This window comes from Aerococcus sp. UMB1112A, assembly GCF_030230715.1.
In the GTDB taxonomy this organism is placed as follows: domain Bacteria; phylum Bacillota; class Bacilli; order Lactobacillales; family Aerococcaceae; genus Aerococcus.
In genome coordinates this window covers 129,177-147,672 of the sequence record NZ_JASPDS010000004.1, presented here as the reverse complement: position 1 = coordinate 147,672, position 18,496 = coordinate 129,177, and the positions used below count along the sequence as shown (strand labels likewise).

19 protein-coding genes are annotated in these 18,496 nt (G+C 48.7%); 15 read left to right on the top strand and 4 right to left on the bottom strand.

What is annotated here, in order from left to right; all coding sequences use genetic code 11:
• The first annotated feature begins 79 nt into the window (after positions 1-79).
• The gene (locus QP860_RS03980; protein WP_284912226.1) at positions 80-238 is read left to right on the top strand and encodes a hypothetical protein; all 159 of its coding nucleotides are present in this window, start codon (positions 80-82) and stop codon (positions 236-238) included.
• A 31-nt stretch (positions 239-269) separates the two neighbouring features.
• On the top strand, positions 270-518 hold the full coding sequence (locus tag QP860_RS03975; RefSeq protein ID WP_284912225.1) for a hypothetical protein: 249 nt from the start codon (positions 270-272) through the stop codon (positions 516-518).
• 933 nt (positions 519-1,451) lie between these two features.
• Here QP860_RS03975 and tpiA read toward each other — a convergent pair.
• Complete coding sequence (tpiA, locus tag QP860_RS03970) at positions 1,452-2,207, bottom strand: triose-phosphate isomerase (protein WP_284912224.1); 756 nt, start codon at positions 2,205-2,207, stop codon at positions 1,452-1,454.
• Between the two features lie 297 nt (positions 2,208-2,504).
• Between tpiA and QP860_RS03965 the strand changes: the two genes are divergently transcribed.
• The 6 genes from QP860_RS03965 (at position 2,505) to dhaM (ending at position 7,016) form a co-directional block, all read left to right on the top strand.
• On the top strand, positions 2,505-3,212 hold the full coding sequence (locus QP860_RS03965; RefSeq protein ID WP_284912223.1) for an HAD family hydrolase: 708 nt from the start codon (positions 2,505-2,507) through the stop codon (positions 3,210-3,212).
• A 118-nt stretch (positions 3,213-3,330) separates the two neighbouring features.
• Positions 3,331-3,681, top strand: coding sequence for a 50S ribosomal protein L19 (gene rplS, locus QP860_RS03960; protein ID WP_070617610.1), 351 nt, complete (start codon positions 3,331-3,333; stop codon positions 3,679-3,681).
• A gap of 474 nt (positions 3,682-4,155) precedes the next feature.
• Positions 4,156-4,890, top strand: a complete 735-nt coding sequence (locus QP860_RS03955; RefSeq protein ID WP_284912222.1) for a CPBP family intramembrane glutamic endopeptidase — start codon at positions 4,156-4,158, stop codon at positions 4,888-4,890.
• Between the two features lie 186 nt (positions 4,891-5,076).
• Positions 5,077-6,057, top strand: a complete 981-nt coding sequence (dhaK, locus tag QP860_RS03950) for a dihydroxyacetone kinase subunit DhaK (RefSeq protein WP_284912221.1) — start codon at positions 5,077-5,079, stop codon at positions 6,055-6,057.
• A gap of 4 nt (positions 6,058-6,061) precedes the next feature.
• The gene (gene dhaL, locus QP860_RS03945) at positions 6,062-6,655 is read left to right on the top strand and encodes a dihydroxyacetone kinase subunit DhaL (protein WP_284912220.1); all 594 of its coding nucleotides are present in this window, start codon (positions 6,062-6,064) and stop codon (positions 6,653-6,655) included.
• On the top strand, positions 6,648-7,016 hold the full coding sequence (dhaM, locus tag QP860_RS03940) for a dihydroxyacetone kinase phosphoryl donor subunit DhaM (RefSeq protein ID WP_284912219.1): 369 nt from the start codon (positions 6,648-6,650) through the stop codon (positions 7,014-7,016). Before dhaL ends, dhaM begins: the two co-directional genes overlap by 8 nt.
• Positions 7,017-7,169: 153 nt before the next feature.
• Here the strand turns inward: dhaM and QP860_RS03935 are convergent, their stop codons facing one another.
• Entirely contained in the window at positions 7,170-7,535 is a 366-nt protein-coding gene (locus QP860_RS03935; RefSeq protein WP_284912218.1) for a PH domain-containing protein, read from the bottom strand.
• 504 nt (positions 7,536-8,039) lie between these two features.
• Positions 8,040-9,401, bottom strand: a complete 1,362-nt coding sequence (locus tag QP860_RS03930; protein ID WP_070617627.1) for an FAD-dependent oxidoreductase — start codon at positions 9,399-9,401, stop codon at positions 8,040-8,042.
• A gap of 176 nt (positions 9,402-9,577) precedes the next feature.
• Between QP860_RS03930 and QP860_RS03925 the strand changes: the two genes are divergently transcribed.
• On the top strand, positions 9,578-10,462 hold the full coding sequence (locus QP860_RS03925; RefSeq protein ID WP_284912217.1) for a mechanosensitive ion channel family protein: 885 nt from the start codon (positions 9,578-9,580) through the stop codon (positions 10,460-10,462).
• 442 nt (positions 10,463-10,904) lie between these two features.
• On the opposite strand, the gene QP860_RS03920 is transcribed toward QP860_RS03925, so the two are convergent.
• Positions 10,905-11,228 (bottom strand): nucleotide pyrophosphohydrolase, encoded by a 324-nt coding sequence (locus QP860_RS03920; protein ID WP_284912216.1) that lies wholly within the window; start codon positions 11,226-11,228, stop codon positions 10,905-10,907.
• A gap of 168 nt (positions 11,229-11,396) precedes the next feature.
• Between QP860_RS03920 and hpt the strand changes: the two genes are divergently transcribed.
• The 6 genes from hpt to leuB all read left to right on the top strand — a co-directional run bounded on the left by hpt (position 11,397) and on the right by leuB (position 18,494).
• The gene (gene hpt / locus QP860_RS03915; protein WP_141744578.1) at positions 11,397-11,933 is read left to right on the top strand and encodes a hypoxanthine phosphoribosyltransferase; all 537 of its coding nucleotides are present in this window, start codon (positions 11,397-11,399) and stop codon (positions 11,931-11,933) included.
• Between the two features lie 393 nt (positions 11,934-12,326).
• Entirely contained in the window at positions 12,327-13,031 is a 705-nt protein-coding gene (locus QP860_RS03910) for a DUF937 domain-containing protein (protein WP_070617636.1), read from the top strand.
• Positions 13,032-13,138: 107 nt separating this feature from the next.
• Positions 13,139-13,690 (top strand): GNAT family N-acetyltransferase, encoded by a 552-nt coding sequence (locus QP860_RS03905; RefSeq protein ID WP_070617638.1) that lies wholly within the window; start codon positions 13,139-13,141, stop codon positions 13,688-13,690.
• Positions 13,687-14,553 carry an NAD(P)-dependent oxidoreductase gene (locus QP860_RS03900; protein ID WP_070617644.1) on the top strand — a complete coding sequence of 289 codons (867 nt, stop codon included), beginning with the start codon at positions 13,687-13,689 and terminating at the stop codon, positions 14,551-14,553. Before QP860_RS03905 ends, QP860_RS03900 begins: the two co-directional genes overlap by 4 nt.
• 1,349 nt (positions 14,554-15,902) lie before the next feature.
• The gene (locus QP860_RS03895; RefSeq protein ID WP_070617646.1) at positions 15,903-17,435 is read left to right on the top strand and encodes a 2-isopropylmalate synthase; all 1,533 of its coding nucleotides are present in this window, start codon (positions 15,903-15,905) and stop codon (positions 17,433-17,435) included.
• Positions 17,436-17,438: 3 nt separating this feature from the next.
• Positions 17,439-18,494, top strand: a complete 1,056-nt coding sequence (leuB, locus tag QP860_RS03890) for a 3-isopropylmalate dehydrogenase (protein WP_284912215.1) — start codon at positions 17,439-17,441, stop codon at positions 18,492-18,494.
• Positions 18,495-18,496: the final 2 nt, after the last annotated feature.

Below are 18,496 nucleotides of genomic sequence, written 5' to 3'. Positions count from 1 at the left end.
GCTAAAACCTTTACAGTAGCTTTAGAAGCTAAGAAATATCAATCTTTCAAGTATGGTTATCGATTGAGGGAGGAGAGGTATGAAAGATAATTTTGGATTCTGGCTTGGTTTAGCGATGATAGTTGGCATGTTCCTGGGGTGGACGATTGACAGTATGCCTCTTGGTATTGGATTGAGTCTTGTAGTCGGTACGGGAATCGGGATGGGCTTGAAGGATGATGGTAAGAAGGAAGATTAAGTTAGTGATGACTAAATAAAGGAGGCCTGTAATGAATGACCAGTTAAGAAAGCGCCGGTTGAGCGCGAAGTACGGCTTTTATGCCTATTGCCTTATCTTTGCGATCACAATTATTGTGGATGGGGTGGCCGGGAACTTCCAGTATGTGCTCGACACGTCGGCCAGTCATATTCTTGTTTTTGTCCTGCAGAAGTTTTTGGCTTACAATTTAATCGCTATTCTTCCAGCAGTGATTATTGCCCTAACTTTTTACTTCTTTATCTTGAGAGAATGTGACTAGTGAGTCTCTCGACAATAACCCAAATAAAAACAGGCCTCCCAACGCATACCGTTAGGAGGCCTGATTGCTTATGATAGGCTAGAAGGGGGCCATGACGTTAAAGAGACTGCTCAACAGAATACCGACGACTAAGCCGCCCACAAAAATTAAGATATTGCGCATGGTCTTGTTGTCCTTCATCACTTGCCAGCTCCTCTCTTAAAAAACTCACTGTCTCTTGCACCTCCATTCTAACAAGAAAACATAAGCGCTTTCAATAGATAACAATTAGAATTTTGAAGTGATCAACTTACGGAAAAAGTATAAAATGCTATAAATTACATTTATTACTGGTGAGTAAGGATAAAGGTTTGAATGGAACTTTACAAAACAAATAATCTTATTAAGCCTATAACTTAAATTAAAAGAAGTCGATCAAACGATTTGAAAGCGTTTTTGGTTGTTGATATAATAAATGTGTAAGATAATAAGAGTTAATGATTGTTCTCAACTTTCGTTGCTATGTTACTAAAAACAGCTTATGGAGCTCACTGACTAGTCACTAACTAACAAAGGGTGTAAGCTATGAAAAATCAAACAAAAAAGAATATTTACACGGGACTTCTTATGGTTCTACTTGGCACATTGATTGCGCACTCTACGGGTCCCAGTTATATAGCAGATAATGTGTATATGGTTATCAAGTATATAATATTAGCTATTGGTCTCTATATGTTGGTCGAGCTTAGGAAGTTATGAGTCATACTCATGTTAAGCGAAATAGACTAAGGAAGATTTGACGTCTTGACCCTATAATGTGAAGGTGTTAGTGAATTCGACAGGAATTTACTAGCACCTTTTTGTGTATTAAAAATCCATTATTAAAAAAGCCCCCAAAAGCTGGCCACTGCCAGGCTCTTAGGGGCTCTATCTTTATTTAAATTTTAGGTCAACTTATTTAACTGCATCAATAATCCCGGTGAAGCTGTCAACTTCTAGACTTGCGCCACCAACGAGGACACCGTTGATGTTGTCTTGGGAGAGGATTTCTTTAGCGTTAGCTGCTTTAACAGAACCGCCGTAAAGAATGCTTGATTCTTTAGCCACGTCTTCAGAAGTCAATTCAGCAATGACTTGGCGGATTTCGGCACAAACTTCTTCTGCGTCTTGGGCAGAAGCGGTCTTACCAGTTCCGATAGCCCAGATTGGTTCGTAGGCGAAGACAACTTGTGAGATGTCATTAGCGTCTAAACCTTTGAGGGCAGCCTTTAATTGTTCAGTGATGAAGGCAATATATTCATCAGCTTCACGTTGTTCCAAGCTTTCACCCACGCAGAGGATAGGGGTTAACTTGTTGTCGAGGGCAGCTTTCACCTTAGCGTTGATGTCTTCGTCGGTTTCCTTGAAGATTTCGCGGCGTTCAGAGTGGCCGAGGACCACATAGTCTACACCGAGGTCGCTCAAGGCAGCAGGGCTGGTTTCGCCTGTGAAGGCTCCACTATCTTCAGAGTAGCAGTTTTGGGCCCCCACTTTAAGGGCAGAATCTTGAGTGCGTTCCACAGCGTCAGCCACGAAGAGGGCAGGTGGGATAACAACCACATCAGCGTCCACATTAGCGTCCACTTGTGCTTTCAAGTCATCGATGAAGCTCTTCGCTTCACCAGCAGTCTTATTTAATTTCCAGTTTCCGGCAATAATTGTCTTAACCAATTTAAAATCTCCCTTCAGAAATTAAGTACATCTGTATTCTACCATTTTTGTCATGAAAACACTATTGTAAAGTGAAGAAAATCTCAAAGGGGGCGAAAGCTAGCGGGAGAAATAGACCTCTGGAGCAAGAGACCTATTTCTGCTAGCCTGAACCCAACTAATAAGCAACATAAAAGTCAGTTCCAACGAAATTTCTGACGAAGCAGCTAAGAATTTTCTCATTCGTCAGAGAAGGGCCCAAAATGTGTTAGAATGGAGGGGATGTGTGACGTGACAAGCGACTGAGAAGGAGAGCTTATGCTGAAGAATTTTATTTTTGATATTGATGACACCCTCTACGACCAGATGGATCCCTTCCGCCGGGCTTTGACGGAGGTCTTCCCCGACTTGGACCAGGACCGGGCCCCTATCTGGTATAAGAAGAGCCGTTATATTTCGGATACGGAGTTCCCGGGTCTTGCCTTCGACCCCGAGGGCATCAAGCAGATGCAGATCAAGCGCATCCAGTCGCCCCTGGCTGATGATAGGATTGACATTTCCAGTGAAGAAGGTTGGGCCTTCCAAGAAGCCTACCAGCGCTACCAAAAGGACCTGGATCTCCAAGACGACATGCGCCAAGTCCTCGATCTCTTGAAGGCAGCAGACCAGGCCATGGGCGTGATTACCAATGGGGAAACCGCCAAGCAGTGGGCCAAGGTAGAAACCATGGGCTTGACGGACTGGATTCCAGAAGACTATATCTTAGTTTCCGAAGAGGTGGGTGTAGCCAAACCTGAACGCGAAATCTTTGACTTGGTCTGCCAGCGGATGGGCATCCGACCTGAAGAGAGCGTCTACTTCGGCGATAACTTCAAGCACGATATGGTGGCGGCCAAGGAAGCTGGTTTCCATACTGTCTGGCTCAACCACCGGGACCGCGAATTTGAAGGCGTTGATGATTATGTGGACCAGGTCTGCATGGACTTCCCTGAAGTTCTTGCTTGGGTCCAAAAAAATCTCAAATAATCCTTTACAAATCTACTCGAATTTGTTAGACTATGTACTTGTGAGTAATTGTCACGTATCAAACGATATTCCGCTAGTAGGTTTGCCTGCTATGAGTGTTTGTTGGAAGGAGAAAAACATGAGTAAATTAATTGAAGCTATCACAAACGAACAATTACGTTCTGACATCCCAGACTTCCGTCCTGGTGACACCGTTCGTGTCCACGCTAAGGTTGTCGAAGGTGACCGTGAACGTATCCAGCTCTTCGAAGGTGTTGTTATCAAACGCCGCGGCCAAGGCATCAGCGAAACTTACACAGTACGTAAGATTTCTAGTGGTGTTGGTGTGGAACGGACTTTCCCAGTTCATACCCCACGTGTTGACCAAATCGAAGTGATCCGTCAAGGTAAAGTTCGTCGTGCGAAATTATACTACTTACGCGATCGTCACGGTAAAGCAGCTCGGATTGCTGAACGCCGTCGTAAATAGTTCGATAGATATTGAAGCAGCAGGCTTGGCTTGCTGCTTTTTCTTTTTGGTGGATGGTAATAGGTATACAAATTGTAATGATGAGCATCCGTTCCGCTTTTGAATTTGATTGTTAAAGAGCCATGGCACCGGCTCGAGCCAAGGTCTCTCGCCTAGCGAGACTTAAACGGACCGTACGGCTAAAGCCTACGCTCCGTAATTCGCTTCGCTTGCTTGTTCATGGCTAACAATCAAATTCAACGCTTCACTCTTGCTCATGAGTAAATTGTTAATTATTAAGCTAAAAGAGTAAAAGTTTTTGATTTTCTAGCTAAGAGAAAAAGCAAATTGATTTTTCTACAAAAAAGTAGTCTGATGCCTGCTTCATGCGTGAGTCTTGTGAGAGGAAAGGGCCCGCTGGTTAAACCGCTTTCCCTTTTTGATTGAGTTGGGCTTTTTGCCTGTGTTAAAATAAAGTTAAAGGAGGTCGTGATGATGACTGAAGAATATACGACGGAAGAGAAAGGCTGGGGGCAGCGCTTCTTGGATATTTTGAAATGGATTGGCTTGATGATTTGGGGGACCCTACCTATGGGCTTGATGCTTGTGGTCAATGGTAATTCCCATCGTTTTTCCTGGCCAATAGTAGCTGGGCTGACCCTCTTAGTTCTAGTTTTTGCTTATGTGACTTACCGTTTTCTTTATAACTTTTATTACAAGCGTGCCCAGGGCAAGGACAACTTCGACCGCTTGGGATGGAAGGATATTGGAATTGTCTTCCTCTACTATATTGGGGTCCGCGTGGCGGTGGTGGTATTGACCATGGCCAACCAAGCTGTCTATGAGACGGGGGTATCGGCCAATGACCAGATGCTCTTCTCCGGTAATCCTGATTTGGTCTCGCCTATTTCCAATATTGCCTTCTTTATCATGATGGGCTTTGCGGTGCCGTTTTTAGAAGAATTGGTCTTCCGGGGCATTTTCCAGCATCTTTTCTTCAAGGCTGAAAGCTTCTGGTGGCCCCTGGTCTTGAGTTCGCTAATTTTTGGTCTCAACCACTTGTCCAGTAATATTGTTGAGGCGGTGATGTACATCATCATCGGGGTGGCCCTCTACTTGGTCTATCGCCGGCGGAACAACATCAAGGACGCCATCCTGCTCCATATGATGAACAACGGCTTCGCAGCGATCATTCTCTTAGGCTCCTATCTCTTCCATGTTTTTAGTTAACCAGCACATCTCCCAGTCTTCTAGGCTGGGAGTTTTTTGCTTTCTTTATCAAATTGTACTAGTGAGCATCCGTTGCGTTGTTCCCTCAAAATAAAGCGAATTAAAAAATAGAAAAGAAACCGCTTTTATGGTAAATTAGAGGGGACAAGAATGTGCGCATCGAATGAAAGGGAGGAAAGATCAATCATGAAAAAGATTATCAACCAGGCGTCTGATGTGGTCGATGAGATGCTCTCGGGCATGGTTCTGGCCAATCCCAAGATCGAGCGGATTGAGGATACAGGGATCCTGATAGCCAAGTACTTGCCAGACCAAGTTTCGGTGATCAGCGGTGGAGGCAGTGGCCATGAGCCCAGTCACGCTAGCTTTATTGGAGATGGGATGCTGGCAGGGGCAGTCTGCGGCCAGGTCTTCACCTCACCGACCTCCGACCAGGTCTACCGGGCCATCCAGGAAGCCAACCAGGGCCAGGGGGTCATGCTGGTGATCAAGAATTATTCGGGGGACATCATGAACTTCGAGATGGCCATGGAGATGGCAGAGATGGATGATATTCCGGTCGCCAAGGTGGTCGTGGATGACGACATTGCCGTGGAAGATTCCGACTTCACCCAGGGCAAGCGCGGAGTGGCTGGCACTGTCTTCGTTCATAAGATTCTCGGCGCCGCTGCCCGATCAGGCGGTAGCCTGGCAGACCTAGAGGCATTGGGGCAGAGGGTCGTCGCTAATCTATCCTCCATTGGCCTGGCCTTGTCTGGCGCGACAGTTCCAGAGTCCGGCAAGCAGGGCTTCAACCTGGCGGATGATGAGATCGAGTTCGGGGTCGGCATCCACGGTGAACCGGGCTACAAACGCGAAAAACTCCAGCCTTCCCGGGCTATGGCCCAAGAAATGTTGGAGAAGTTGAAGGCCTATAACAACTGGCAAGCCGGCGACCGCTATGCCATCCTCGTCAACGGCATGGGGGCCACGCCGCTGATGGAGCAGTACATTTTCTTAAATGATGTGATGGAACTTCTAGAAGTTGAGGACCTGGACATTGCCTTTACCAAGGTCGGCAACCTGATGACCTCGATTGATATGGCAGGGATTTCCTTAACTTTCTTAAAATTAGAAGACGACTGGCTGGACTTACTCCAAGCCGATGTTGATGTGGAAGGGTGGTAGACTGATGAGTCAAGAACAAGCAGTGCGCGAGGCTTTAAGCCTTTTTAGCCAAAAAGTTACGGAAAATAGAGAATACCTGTCCGAATTGGATACGCCGATCGGGGACGGTGACCATGGTGGTAACATGAAGCGGGGCGTGGATGCCCTCCAGGAGAAGCTGGACGACCAGGCGGAGGACGCCTCAGTGGTGGACCTCTTAAAGGCAGCAGCCATGGCCATGATGTCCAAGGTTGGCGGGGCTTCGGGTCCGCTCTACGGGACGGCCTTTTTGGAGATGGCCAAGGCCCTGCAGAGTCAAGAAGGTAACTGGGCAGGAGCGATCCAGGCAGCAGCTGATGGGATTGCCAAGCGCGGCCATGCTCAAGCAGGAGACAAGACCATGCTGGATGTCTGGCTGCCCGCTGCGGAAGCCCTCCAAGAAGGCAACTTGACTGCCGAACAAATTGACGGCTGGGTTCAAGCGACAGAGGACATGCAGGCCCGCAAAGGTCGGGCCTCCTATGTGGGCGAACGGTCAGTTGGCTATATCGACCCGGGTGCCATGTCCACATCTTACTGGCTCAAGGCCCTAGTGGAAGCAGGTGTTCTTAATGACTAGTGCGATTCTTTTAGTCTCTCATGTGGAAGGCCTGGCCCAGGGGCTTGTTGACCTCTTAAAAGAAGTGGCCAAGGACGTGGAGATCATCCAGGCAGCAGGCCTCGAAGACGGTGGGATTGGGACCTCCTTCGAACGGATCCAGACCGCCATCGACCAGGCTGAGGCCGACCAGATCTATGCCTTCTATGACCTGGGTTCCGCCAAGATGAACCTGGAAATGGTCCAGGAAATGTCCGACAAAAAAATCACCATCTATGACACCGCCTTCGTCGAAGGGGCCTACAACGCCGCTGCCCTGACCCAGGCTGGCTTAAAGCAGGAAGAAATGGAAAAACAGCTGAAGGATTTAGTGGTGAAATAGATGGCGCTAGCGAGCATCCGTTCCGATTTCAACGCTTCACTCCTGCCCATAAAAACAGTGCCAAGCCGATATTATAATCATTAGTAGCTAATGAAAATAAAAAAGTGTCGCCTTCTCTTTTTGTCGAGGGAGGCGACACTTTTTCTTGTTTCATTAGAGACAAACACGGGCCAAGAGGTCGTCGAATTCGCGGACGTCTACCTTACGGCCGAGGCTGATCTTGATATGGCCAGCCCGAGTCCAGAGTTCGATTTCAGAGGTCAGGTCGAGGCGGCCTGCGTTCTCCGTGGACCACATGGTGATGGAGCGGTAGGGGAGGCTGTAGATTTCAATCTTCTTGCCAGTTAGGCCCTGGCTATCGCGGACGATCAGGCGCTTGTTGGTAAAGATAGCCACATCACGGATGGTTTTAAAGGCGCGGAAGGCTTCTTCGCCGGGCACTAACATCTTTTGAACGTCATCTGGAACAGGCACTTCTTCATCAAAAATCCAGGACGTTACTTCATTAATTTCGGACATAGGGTCCTCCTTTTTTGCCTTTAGTCTAACAAAAAGCAAGCAAAAAAGCTAGGCGGGTGGCCTAGCTTTAAAGTGGTTTGTTTAGTTGGGGCGCAGAGTTAGAAGCTTTTCCACTTCTAATCGCTCTTGCTCTCACCCTGTAGTCGGGTTCAGTCTGGCAGCTTTCGTGTCACTTCACAAGTCTCCGCCGCAGTCCTGCAGACTGCTCTGGTGACTTGCTCCAGTGAACGAAAGCTAACCGCCAGCCTTCTCACCCTTTTTTAGTCGGGTTCGGTCGCGCAGAAGTGGCTCCTCTTCACAAAGCGCCGCCGAAGCCTTTCAGTCTTCTCTGTTGCTTTGCTCCAGAGGTCCACTTCTAATCGCTCTTGCTCACACCCTTTTCTAGTCGGGTTCGCAAAGGCAGAAAGGGAGTGACTTCAGCAAAAGGGAACGACCGGCTAAAGCCGTTCTTATCCCTTTTGCCTCCAGTCATCCCTTTCTAAACGCCTTTGCTCACACCCTTTTTTAAAAGAGTTGTTTGTCGCTGCCGAAGCGTTGACCCAGTGCTTCTTGGGCAACTTGGTTGAAGTAGTGCCAAGTGTTGTCGTATTCAGGTTGGAAGAAGAAGTCAGCTAAGGCGAGGTCTTCAAGTGTCCAACCGGCTGAGATGGCAACGGATAGGGTGTTGATGTCCCGTGCTAAGTTCATGGTGGACATGATTTGTGCCCCGACTAATTTGTGGTCGTCTTTGCGGTAATGGATCTTCATGAAGACTTCTTGGTCGTCTTTCATGAACTTAGGCAGGACAGGAATTTGGAGGAATTGGCTTTCTACTTCGCCATCAATTTCTGCCTTGTCGCAGTCCTTAACGCCTGTTGCCGCAAAGTGGTAGTCGAAGAGGGCTAGGCCGCTGGTACCGTTGACGCTAGGTGATTTGACTTTGTTTTCCCCAGCGATAATGTTTTGAGCAGCTGCAACCGCTTGACGGCGGGCATTGCTGGCGAGAGCAATGGCCTTGCCTTTACCAGTTGGGTTGAATGGAATTTCGGTGGCGTCACCGGCAACATAGATATCTTTTACAGAGGATTCCAGGTATTCGTTGACTTTAACGAAGCCTTTGTCATCTAGTTCCAGGGTGCCCTTGAGCCATTCGGTGTTTGGTTTAACGCCAACAGCGAAGAGAACGGTATCGGCGGGGTATTCGCCCTTGTCTGTAATCACTTTGGCAACTTGGCCGTCTTTGCCTTCGACAGATTGGACGCATTCATTGCCGTGGAAGTCGAGACCTTTATCAGCTGCATGAGCTTCGAGGACTTCGGTGAATTCCTTGTCCAAGTAAGTTGGTAAGATGCGGTCTTGGCTATCGATCACAGTGGTCTTAATGCCAGCCTTGGTGAAGGCTTCTGCCGCTTCAATCCCAATGTAGCCGCCGCCTACAACAACGGCTTCTTTGGCTTCTGCCATACGTTTTTTGACGCGGTCTGCCCAGTCACGGCCCCGGAGATAGTAGACGTGGTCGAGGTCAGTCCCTGCAATAGGGAGTTCAACCGGAACAGCCCCAGGACTTAAGAAGAGCTTGTCATAGCTGACCTGGTGTTCACCTTGGTCGTCCTTAACAGTAACTTCCTTGGCATCACTATCAATCGCAACTACTTGACTATTGGTGTAGGCGTTAATACCTTGTTTCTTGTAAGAGTCTTCTGTTGCATAATGAAGATCGTCCAAGTGATCGGACTTGTCTTCTAAGTAAGACTGAATCCCACAAGATAGGAAGGACATGGTGGATCCACTTTCATAGAGATCGATTTCAATATCCTGGTCAGCCTTGAGCAAAGTTTGAACCATTTCGTAACCAGCATGTGACGTTCCGACAACAACAACTTTCATCGTATACATCCTCCTTAATATTTTGCTACCCCCATCCTAGTACAAAAGGAGAGATTTCACAAACAAAAGGGCTCAGGAAAAGATTAAAATATGCTGGAAAATAAGGGCTTCTATCCCGTCATATGGGAGCGACTTATGCTAGAATAGGAATAAGTGAACAAGTAAAGGAGGCGCTTATGAACCATTTCTTAGAATACCTCAACAGTGACCAACTCGATTCTGAACTCTTTATTGAGAAGGCCCTTTATTCCTTGGCTGCCATCTTGTTGACCTTCTTGCTCATGAAGGGGATCAAATGGCTCTTACCTAAGCTAACGGATAATGAAAACCTGGCCCAGCGAATTAACCGCTTTAGCCGACTCATTGTCTTCTTCTTCGCCTTTATTTTTATCCTCAGCCTCTGGTTCTCCCAGGCCAAGCTCCTGGGGGTCATCATCCTGATTATCCTGGCCTTCCTCACCCTGGCCTCGCGGGATGTGGTGGTGGACCTGGTGGCCTATCTCTATATTATCCTGCGCTCACCTTTAGAAGTGGGCAGTGTGATCGATATTAATGGCGTCTCCGGCGAAGTGGTGGACCTGGATTTTCTCCAGATTAACCTGGCTGAAGTGGGGACCATGACCAAGGCCCGGACCCATACCGGCCGCTACATCTCGGTACCCAACCGCTGGATCTTCGAGCACGCCATCTATAACTACAACCACGACAGCCCCTATGTGGTGGTGGATGTTATGGTGCCTATTGATTACGGCCAAGACTTGGAAAAGGTGAAGAAGATTACCGCCAAGGTGGCCTATGAGAAGTACGAGGGCTTCCTCGAGCAGTGCACGGAAGAAGAATTGGCCCTCTTCAAACGCAAGATGGATGGTTTGGAGGCCTCAACTAAGCCCCAGATCCGGATCGAATACGGCAACCGGTCCATGAATGTCTACATCCAATTCTTCACTCCCTACGACAAGATTGCCGTCAACAAGATGATCATGCAAAACGCCCTCTACTTCGACCTGCGCAGTCGCGGCATCCAAGTCACTAGCATGCAAGTGGTTAAATTTGAAGAATAGCGTGGGAGAAAAGTCGTTTAGTCCTGGACCACTGGAGCAAAGGGTGATCAATCGTAGCTATACGATTGATTATCCTTTGTGAAGTGGACGCCAGGGCTGACTTTTGGAGCAGGTTTTGAATAGCGTGGGAGAAAGTCGTTTAGTCCTATATTCTTGAAAGAAAAAGAAGCCGGCACCATCTCGTCAGAGACGCGCCGGCTTTTTCTAAAGGGGAAGCTGGGGGGCAGTAACCCACACTCTTAAGCTCTGATTGTGGGGGAGTGGTCGTCAATCCCCGCTCCTACTTTCTAAATGTGGGTTGGCGCTTGTCAACCCACACTCCTAGGATCCGAATGTGGCTTAGTAGTTGCCAACCCACACTCCTAGACCCGGATTGTGGCTAGCTGGTCGTCAAGCCACACTCGCCGCCCCCAATTGTGTCTTAGGCCCCGGAAGGTTGACATTATAAGTCCGTATACTTTTTATTCTGCCCCCGGCTCTTGTCGACGGGATATTTGATAGCATTTTTAGCTAGTTTGCGGGGGATGAGTTCGTTAACGTCGAGGTCCAGGTTGTCCGCCAGCATGAGGGCGTAGATGAGAACATCGGCCAGCTCATCCTTGATGGCCTCGATATTTTGATTGCCTTCTTCCGCAGTCTTCCATTGGTAAATTTCTAAGAGTTCACTTGCTTCGAGAACCAAGGATAGGGCCAGGTCCTTCTCATTGTGGAACTGCCGCCAGTCCCTCGCATCACGGAAAGCGTTGATTTGTTCAATTAGGGTCATTGGAATCCTCCTTTCTTTCTCCTTATTATAAGACTTCTGCTGGCTTGGTCCAAGATTGGATGTTTTTACCAGCAATTGCCAAGCCGGTGCCTTTACTGGTAGAATAGGGGTATTCAAGCCTTTTGGATAAGGCCGCGCAGCAATTTGAAGGAGTGGGAGTGTCAAATCATGGATGAATTAATGGAAGAAATTTTAGTTTCTAAGGAAGACTTGCAGGTTCGGATTAAGGAATTGGCGGATGAAATTGCAAAGGACTACCAGGATAAGAATCCGCTCTTGGTCTGTGTCCTCAAGGGGGGCATGCCCTTTATGGCGGACCTGATGAAGGAGATGGATATTCTCCTGGAGATCGATTTTATGGATGTGTCGAGCTATGGGGATGGCTTCGAGTCGAGCGGTGAGGTGAAGATTGTTAAGGACCTCTCCCAGCCAGTCAAGGACCGCCATGTGATCTTTGTGGAGGATATTATTGATACGGGACGGACCCTGACCTATCTTTACCAGGTCTTAGAGAGTCGCCAGGCAGCTTCCATTAAGACTGTCTCCCTCCTGGACAAACCGGCTCGCCGGACCAAGGACTTCCAGGCTGACTGGATTGGTTTTGAGATTCCCGATAAGTTTGTAGTGGGCTATGGCTTGGACTTCAAGGGCCAATTGCGCAATTATCCACAGATTGCGGTTCTCAAAAAAGAAGTTTATAGTTAGAATTCTTAGTGCCAGGTGAACGACCTGGTACTTTTTTGGCTCTTGGCTCCAGTGAAAGGAAGCTAACCGCGCGCCCTCACACCCTAGTCGGGTTCGCAAAGGCAGAAAGGGAGTGACTTCAGCAAAAGGGAACGACCGGCTGCTAGCCGCTCTTATCCCTTTTGCCTCCAGTCATCCCTTTCTAACCGCCTTTGCTCACACCCTGTTCTAGTCGGGTTCGAGGATGCAGAAAGGGCTCCTCTTCGCAAAAGGCTGTCGAAGCTCTCTGAGCTTCTCTAGCCTTTTACTCCAGAGCTCCCTTTCTCCCGCATCCTCTCACACCCTGGTGCTTTTTGTTTGGTAGCGCTATTTTTTTGACTTATAATAAAGGAAAAAAGAAAGGACGTGTGTGCAATGGGTTTATTTGACCAAGCAGGCAATTTAATTGGGATGTTGACGGGTCAGGGCGGCCAGTCCAATGACTCCTTAGCCAAGCAAGCCAATGTTTCTTCAGCGGACTTTGGGAAGATCATGACGCTGGGCTTGCCGATGATTATGAAGGCGATCAACCGCAACAGCCAGGACCAGTCGGGGATTGACTCGCTCAACCAGGCCCTAAACGATCACGACAAGGCCGACCAGTTCGAATCCATCGATCAGGCAGCCGAGCAGGTGGACCAGGAGGACGGCGACAAGATCCTCAACCATGTCTTCAAGGACCAAAATGAGAAAGAGGGGATCATCGATAAGATCGCCCAGGCTTTGAATATGGATACAGCTTCTGTTAAGCGGACCCTGATTGTCCTAGCGCCCATGGTTCTCATGTACTTGGCCCACCGCCGGAAGTCTAATAATGTAGCTGAGGAAGACCTGGGTCAGGAAGTCGACCAGGCCTCCCGCGAAGTAGAGGGTCAGGCCCGCCAAGAAGGAGGCAGCCTCCTAGAACGGGTCCTCGATGCCGTAACGGTGGATGAGAATCAGACCGAAGATGATAGCCTCTTGGGTAAGGTTATCGACAATGTCACCGTCGATGAAAAGGACCAAGCTGCTAAGAAAGAAGCCAGTCAAGATGACGACGGCGGTCTCTTGGGCGGCCTGATTGATAAGCTGACCAAGTAAATGTATCGTTCTTTGAAAAAGCAGCCCTGGAAGCTGCTTTTTCTTTATTTTCAGAGGCCAATCTGCCACAATAGGACTAAGCAGACTTTATGGAGAGGGGGAGATGGATGGCAGAGTTGAGTATTGAAGCGATCCCTGTTGAGGAAGCGAGGCGCTTGTCTGGACTGAGTCGCGAGTGTTACCTAGCGACCTTTGAGGGAACGTGTTCGGATGAGGATATGGCGGCTTACTTAGAGACCGCTTATGCGCCAGAGCGATTGGTCCAGGAATTGTCAGAGGAAGACTCTTACTTCTATTATCTTAAAGAAGGGGACATGGTCTTGGGCTATATCAAAGTCAATCGCGGCGGTCAGCAGTCGGAAGAACAACCCCGAGACTGGCTAGAGGTCGAACGCCTCTATATTCGTCCGGGATACCAGGGGAGAGGTCTCGGTTCTGTACTCATGGATTTTGCCCTAGTCAAGGCAGGGGGCTGGGACTGCCCCTATATTTGGCTGGGGGTTTGGGAGCATAATCTAAGGGCCCAGGCCTTCTATAGGAAGTATGGTTTTGAACGTTTTTCCGAGCACGCTTTTGTGATGGGGGAAGAGGTCCAGTGTGACTGGCTCCTCAAACGTCCCTTGGTGCTCGGTCAGGAAAAGGAGGAAGATGACAGATGAAAGTTGGATTTATTGGTTTGGGTGTGATGGGACAATCCATGGCCCGGCACATCCTTGAAGCAGGCTATGAACTCTTTGTCTATAATCGCACCAAGGCCAAGGCAGATGACCTGGTCGCTTCGGGAGCACATTGGTGTGATTCACCTGAAGCCCTCGCTGGCCAGGTGGATTTAGTCTTAAGCATTGTTGGCTATCCTGATGATGTGCGTGAGGTCTATCTCGGCGACCAGGGTCTCTTTGCGGGGGCACGCCAGGGGCAGGTTTTTGTCGATATGACCACTTCGACCCCGGCCCTGGCCCAGGAATTAGCCCAAGTTGGCCAAGACAAGGGCGTCCAAGTTCTGGATGGGCCTGTAACGGGTGGCGATGTCGGGGCGCGCGAGGGTCGTTTGACCTGCCTTTTAGCGGGCGACCAAGCTAGTGCAGATAAAATCCGTCCTGTCTTAGACACTTTCTGTGCCAGCGTCCAGTATTTTGGCCAAGCAGGTGCCGGCCAGCATGCCAAGATGGCCAATCAAATCATGATTTCTGCGACCATGTTAGGCGTCATGGAAACCCTGGTCTATGCCAAAACGGCAGGACTCGATGTCAACCAGGTCATTGACACCCTATCTTCTGGCGCCGCTGGGAACTTCTCCCTGACTTCCTATGGCCCACGGATCGTTAAGGGCGACTACAGCCCAGGTTTCTTTGTCAAACACTTCATCAAAGACCTGGGCATTGCCCTAGCCGAAGCTGATCGCATGGGAATTGACCTCCCCGCCTGCCAAATGGCCTACGACTTCTACCAACGCCTAGCCGACAAAGGCTACCAAGACGCCGGCACCCAGGCCCTGATGAAACTCTGGGATAACAATTATTAAAGGAGGGTGTGAGCAAAGGCGGTTAGAAGCTTACCACTGGAGCACGAACGAAAAAGGGCAAGCTCAGCTTGCACGTTTCGCTCGTGTGAAGTGGAGAAGCTTCTGCCTTTGCGAACCCGACTAAGGGTGTGAGCAAGAGCATTTAGCTTTGGATGCTTGGAGTAAGTTGGAATAAGGGCAAATTACACTTGCACGTTTCCAACTTGTGAAAGCATTCCAAAGCTGCTCTTGCGAACCTAACTAGAGGGTGCGAGGGAGTGCTTAGCTTAGAAAAGTCTACTGTCTTACATATTTAACAAATTTATTATTATGCTGAGAGCTTGAGCTTTTGTCTCAAGCTTTTTATGTGATAAATTTACGTTTCTCTTTTCTAAAGCTCTTCAACTTTCAAATAAGGGCCTCATTAGCAAGTAGCCCTTCTTCAACTTTCAAACGAGGGCTTCATTAGCAAGTAGCCGCTCTTCAACTTTCAAACGAGGGCCTCATTAGCAAGTAGCCGCTCTTCAACTTTCAAACGAGGGCCTCATTAGCAAGTAGCCGCTCTCCAACTTTCAAATGAGAGACTCCTTAGCAAGTAGCCACTTCTAAAATCTATGACCAAGCAAGTTTAAAAGAAAGCTTTGAAATTCAGCTTCTAATCTTTTTTATAACCATTCTACATTTCCCAGCATAATTTAATTTTTTAATAGAATTTGTTCAGCAATGCATCTATGAGCAGGAGTGGAGCGTTGAAGTTGGTCCTTAGCCACGTCTAAGCAAGCAAAGCGAATTACGGCTAGTAGGCTATTTTTTAGCCGTACTAGCCGTTTGAGTCTTGCTAGTCGAGAGACCACTAGGACTCGAGCCGGTGCTGCTATAGCCGTTAGAGCGTAAGCGACTTACCGATATAGTACAAAACGGTGCTAGCCGTTCTTGATCCTCTATAATTCAAGGACCAAATTCAAAAGCGTAACGGATGCTCATCAGCACAGCTTTAAAAGCTTTACAACCCAAAGATTAAAATCATTTCAAAAAAACTTAATTTTTCCGGCAAAATAGTTTGACAATTCGATCAGATTAGATTAAGATTAAAACATGCATTAAGAAATCACAGAAAGGGAGTAAGGACAATGGACTTTATGACTTCGCAAACTAACATGCCAATGACCAGCAACTATCCTTGTTGTAACGATTTCCGTCATCTTGCTCTCTTATTATTATGCTAGCAGGCGCATATGTGGTTCTTAAACTAACATCTGCGTCCTAATTTGCGTACAACAAAGGGAGCAGGTGGTAGGCACCTTGTTCCGTAACAAGGTGCCTTTTCTTTTGAAGTGATGAATTCCAAAAATGTGGAAAGGAAGAGACGAATGAAACAGATTGATTTTTTTGATACAACCCTCCGTGATGGGGAACAGACGCCAGGCGTTAACTTCAATACCCAAGAAAAAGTTCGTATCGCTAAACAATTAGAAGAGTGGGGCATTGATGCCATTGAAGCCGGCTTCCCCATCTCAAGTCCTGGTGACTTCGAAGCCGTGAAAGCTATTGCAGATAGCCTAGAGTCCACAACGACTGTTGGTCTGGCCCGCTGCCGGGAGAAGGATATCGAGGCGGTCCGTGATGCCTTAGTGAATGCAAAGTCACCTTCCATCCACGTCTTCCTTGCCACTAGCCCTATCCACCGCGAATTTAAATTAAAGATGACCAAGGAAGAGGTCCTCGAAAATATTGACCACCATGTCCGCTATGCCAAACAATATTTCGAAAGTGTGCAATTCTCACCGGAAGATGCGACGCGGACTGAGCTGGACTTCTTAGCCGAAGCCGTCAATACAGCCATTGACGCCGGGGCAAGCATTATTAATATCCCAGACACTACCGGCTACACCAATCCTGAAGAAATGGCTCAGATCTTCCAACACCTTCAAAAAGAATGTCCCAAATTCGATGACGTGATGTTCTCCTGCCACTGCCACAATGACTTGGGCATGGCAACAGCCAATGCCTTAGCTGCCATTGAGAACGGGGCCACCCGGGTGGAAGGAACCATCAATGGGATTGGCGAACGGGCTGGGAATACAGCCTTGGAAGAAGTAGCGACGGCCTTAAGAATCCGGGAAGACCACTACCAATGCACCAGCCATATCAACCTGGAACAGACCAAGCGCTTGTCTGACCTGGTCTCCCACTTGTCCGGGATGCCAGTCCCTCGTAACAAGCCAATTATCGGGGACAATGCCTTCGCCCATGAGTCCGGTATCCACCAAGACGGTGTCCTCAAGAATGCCTCAACGTATGAAATTATTACGCCTCAAATGGTGGGGGTTCAAACCAATGCCTTGCCACTGGGTAAACTCTCCGGCCGCCATGCCTTCAGTAAGCGCCTAGAAGATTTGGGCTTCGACTTATCCGAAGAAGACATCAAGTCTGCCTTTGCTAAGTTCAAGGTCCTAGCTGATAAGAAGAAGCAGGTATCAAATGAAGACATTCGTTATCTCGTGCTCGGCCACGAAGATGAACAAGCCGCTGACTACAAACTGGTTAGCCTCCAATTGATGACCGGGACCAATGGCATTCCATCGACTGTGATCCAAATCAAGGAAAACAAAGAAGATGCCGAAGTGGTAACCGGCCAAGGCATGGGCAAGGGCCCGATCGAAGCCATTTTCAATACGGTGGATGACATCATGCAGGCCAATTCCCACTTGACCGACTACCGCTTAGAAGCTCTGACCGGTGGGATCGATGCCCAGGCTGAAGTCCACGTGGCTGTTGCCAATGAAGACGGGACCCAGTATAACGGGAGTGGGATCGACTACGATGTGGTTACCGCTTCGGCTATGGCCTATGTCCAAGCCTGCGGTAAACTGAAAGCTGATCAAGACACAAAGGAGGCCTAGCCGATGACTGATACCAAGAAGATTGTTGTCCTGGCTGGGGATGGCATCGGCGAAGAGATCATGGCCAGCGGTTTGGCGGTTCTCGATGCGGTGGCCGACCGCTACGGCTATCACTTTGACCTTGATCCTCAGCCCTTTGGTGGGGCTGGGATCGACGCTTGCGGCCATCCTTATCCAAAGGCTACCCAAGAAGCCCTCCACCAAGCGGATGCCATTCTCTTAGGGGCCATTGGAGCACCCCAGTATGAGCACTGCGAAGTGACCCCTGAAGCTGGACTCTTAGCCATGCGCAAGGACTTGGGCCTCTTCGCCAACTACCGGCCAGTTAAGGTGGGGGCTTCTTTAGCCGACCTCTCGCCATTAAAGGCTGATCGGGTAATTGGGACAGACTTTGTCGTGGTTAGAGAATTAACGGGCGGGGCCTATTTCGGTGACAAAGTGGAAGGAACGGACTATGCTTCTGACCTCATGCCTTACCGCCGGGAGGAAGTGGAGCGGATCGCCCGCAAAGCCTTCGAATTGGCCCAGAGCCGGCGCGGGAAATTAACCAGCGTTGACAAGGCTAATGTCTTAGCCTCTAGCCGCTTGTGGCGCCATACGGTTGAAGCCATCAAGGCGGACTATCCGGATGTTGAGGTCAACCACCTCTACGTCGATGCAGCATCGATGAAGATTGTGACCCAACCCCAGGACTTCGATGTAGTCTTAACCGAGAACCTCTTTGGGGATATCTTATCCGACGAAGCCTCGGTTCTCTCAGGATCCCTGGGCATGCAGGCCTCGGCTAGCCACGGCACAGTGGGGCCATCGCTCTATGAACCTATCCACGGCTCAGCACCTGATATTGCGGGGCAAAATATTGCCAACCCCATGTCCATGATCCTCAGTGTGACTATGATGCTCAGACAGAGCTTTGTTTTCAATGAGGCAGCGGACTTTGTGGAAGCTTCAGCAGAAGAATTAATGGCTAAAGGAATAAAAACCAAGGATTTAGGGGGTGAAGCCAGTACGACAGCCTTTACCCAAGCCTTGTTAGACTTGATGAAAGGAGCCAAATAAAA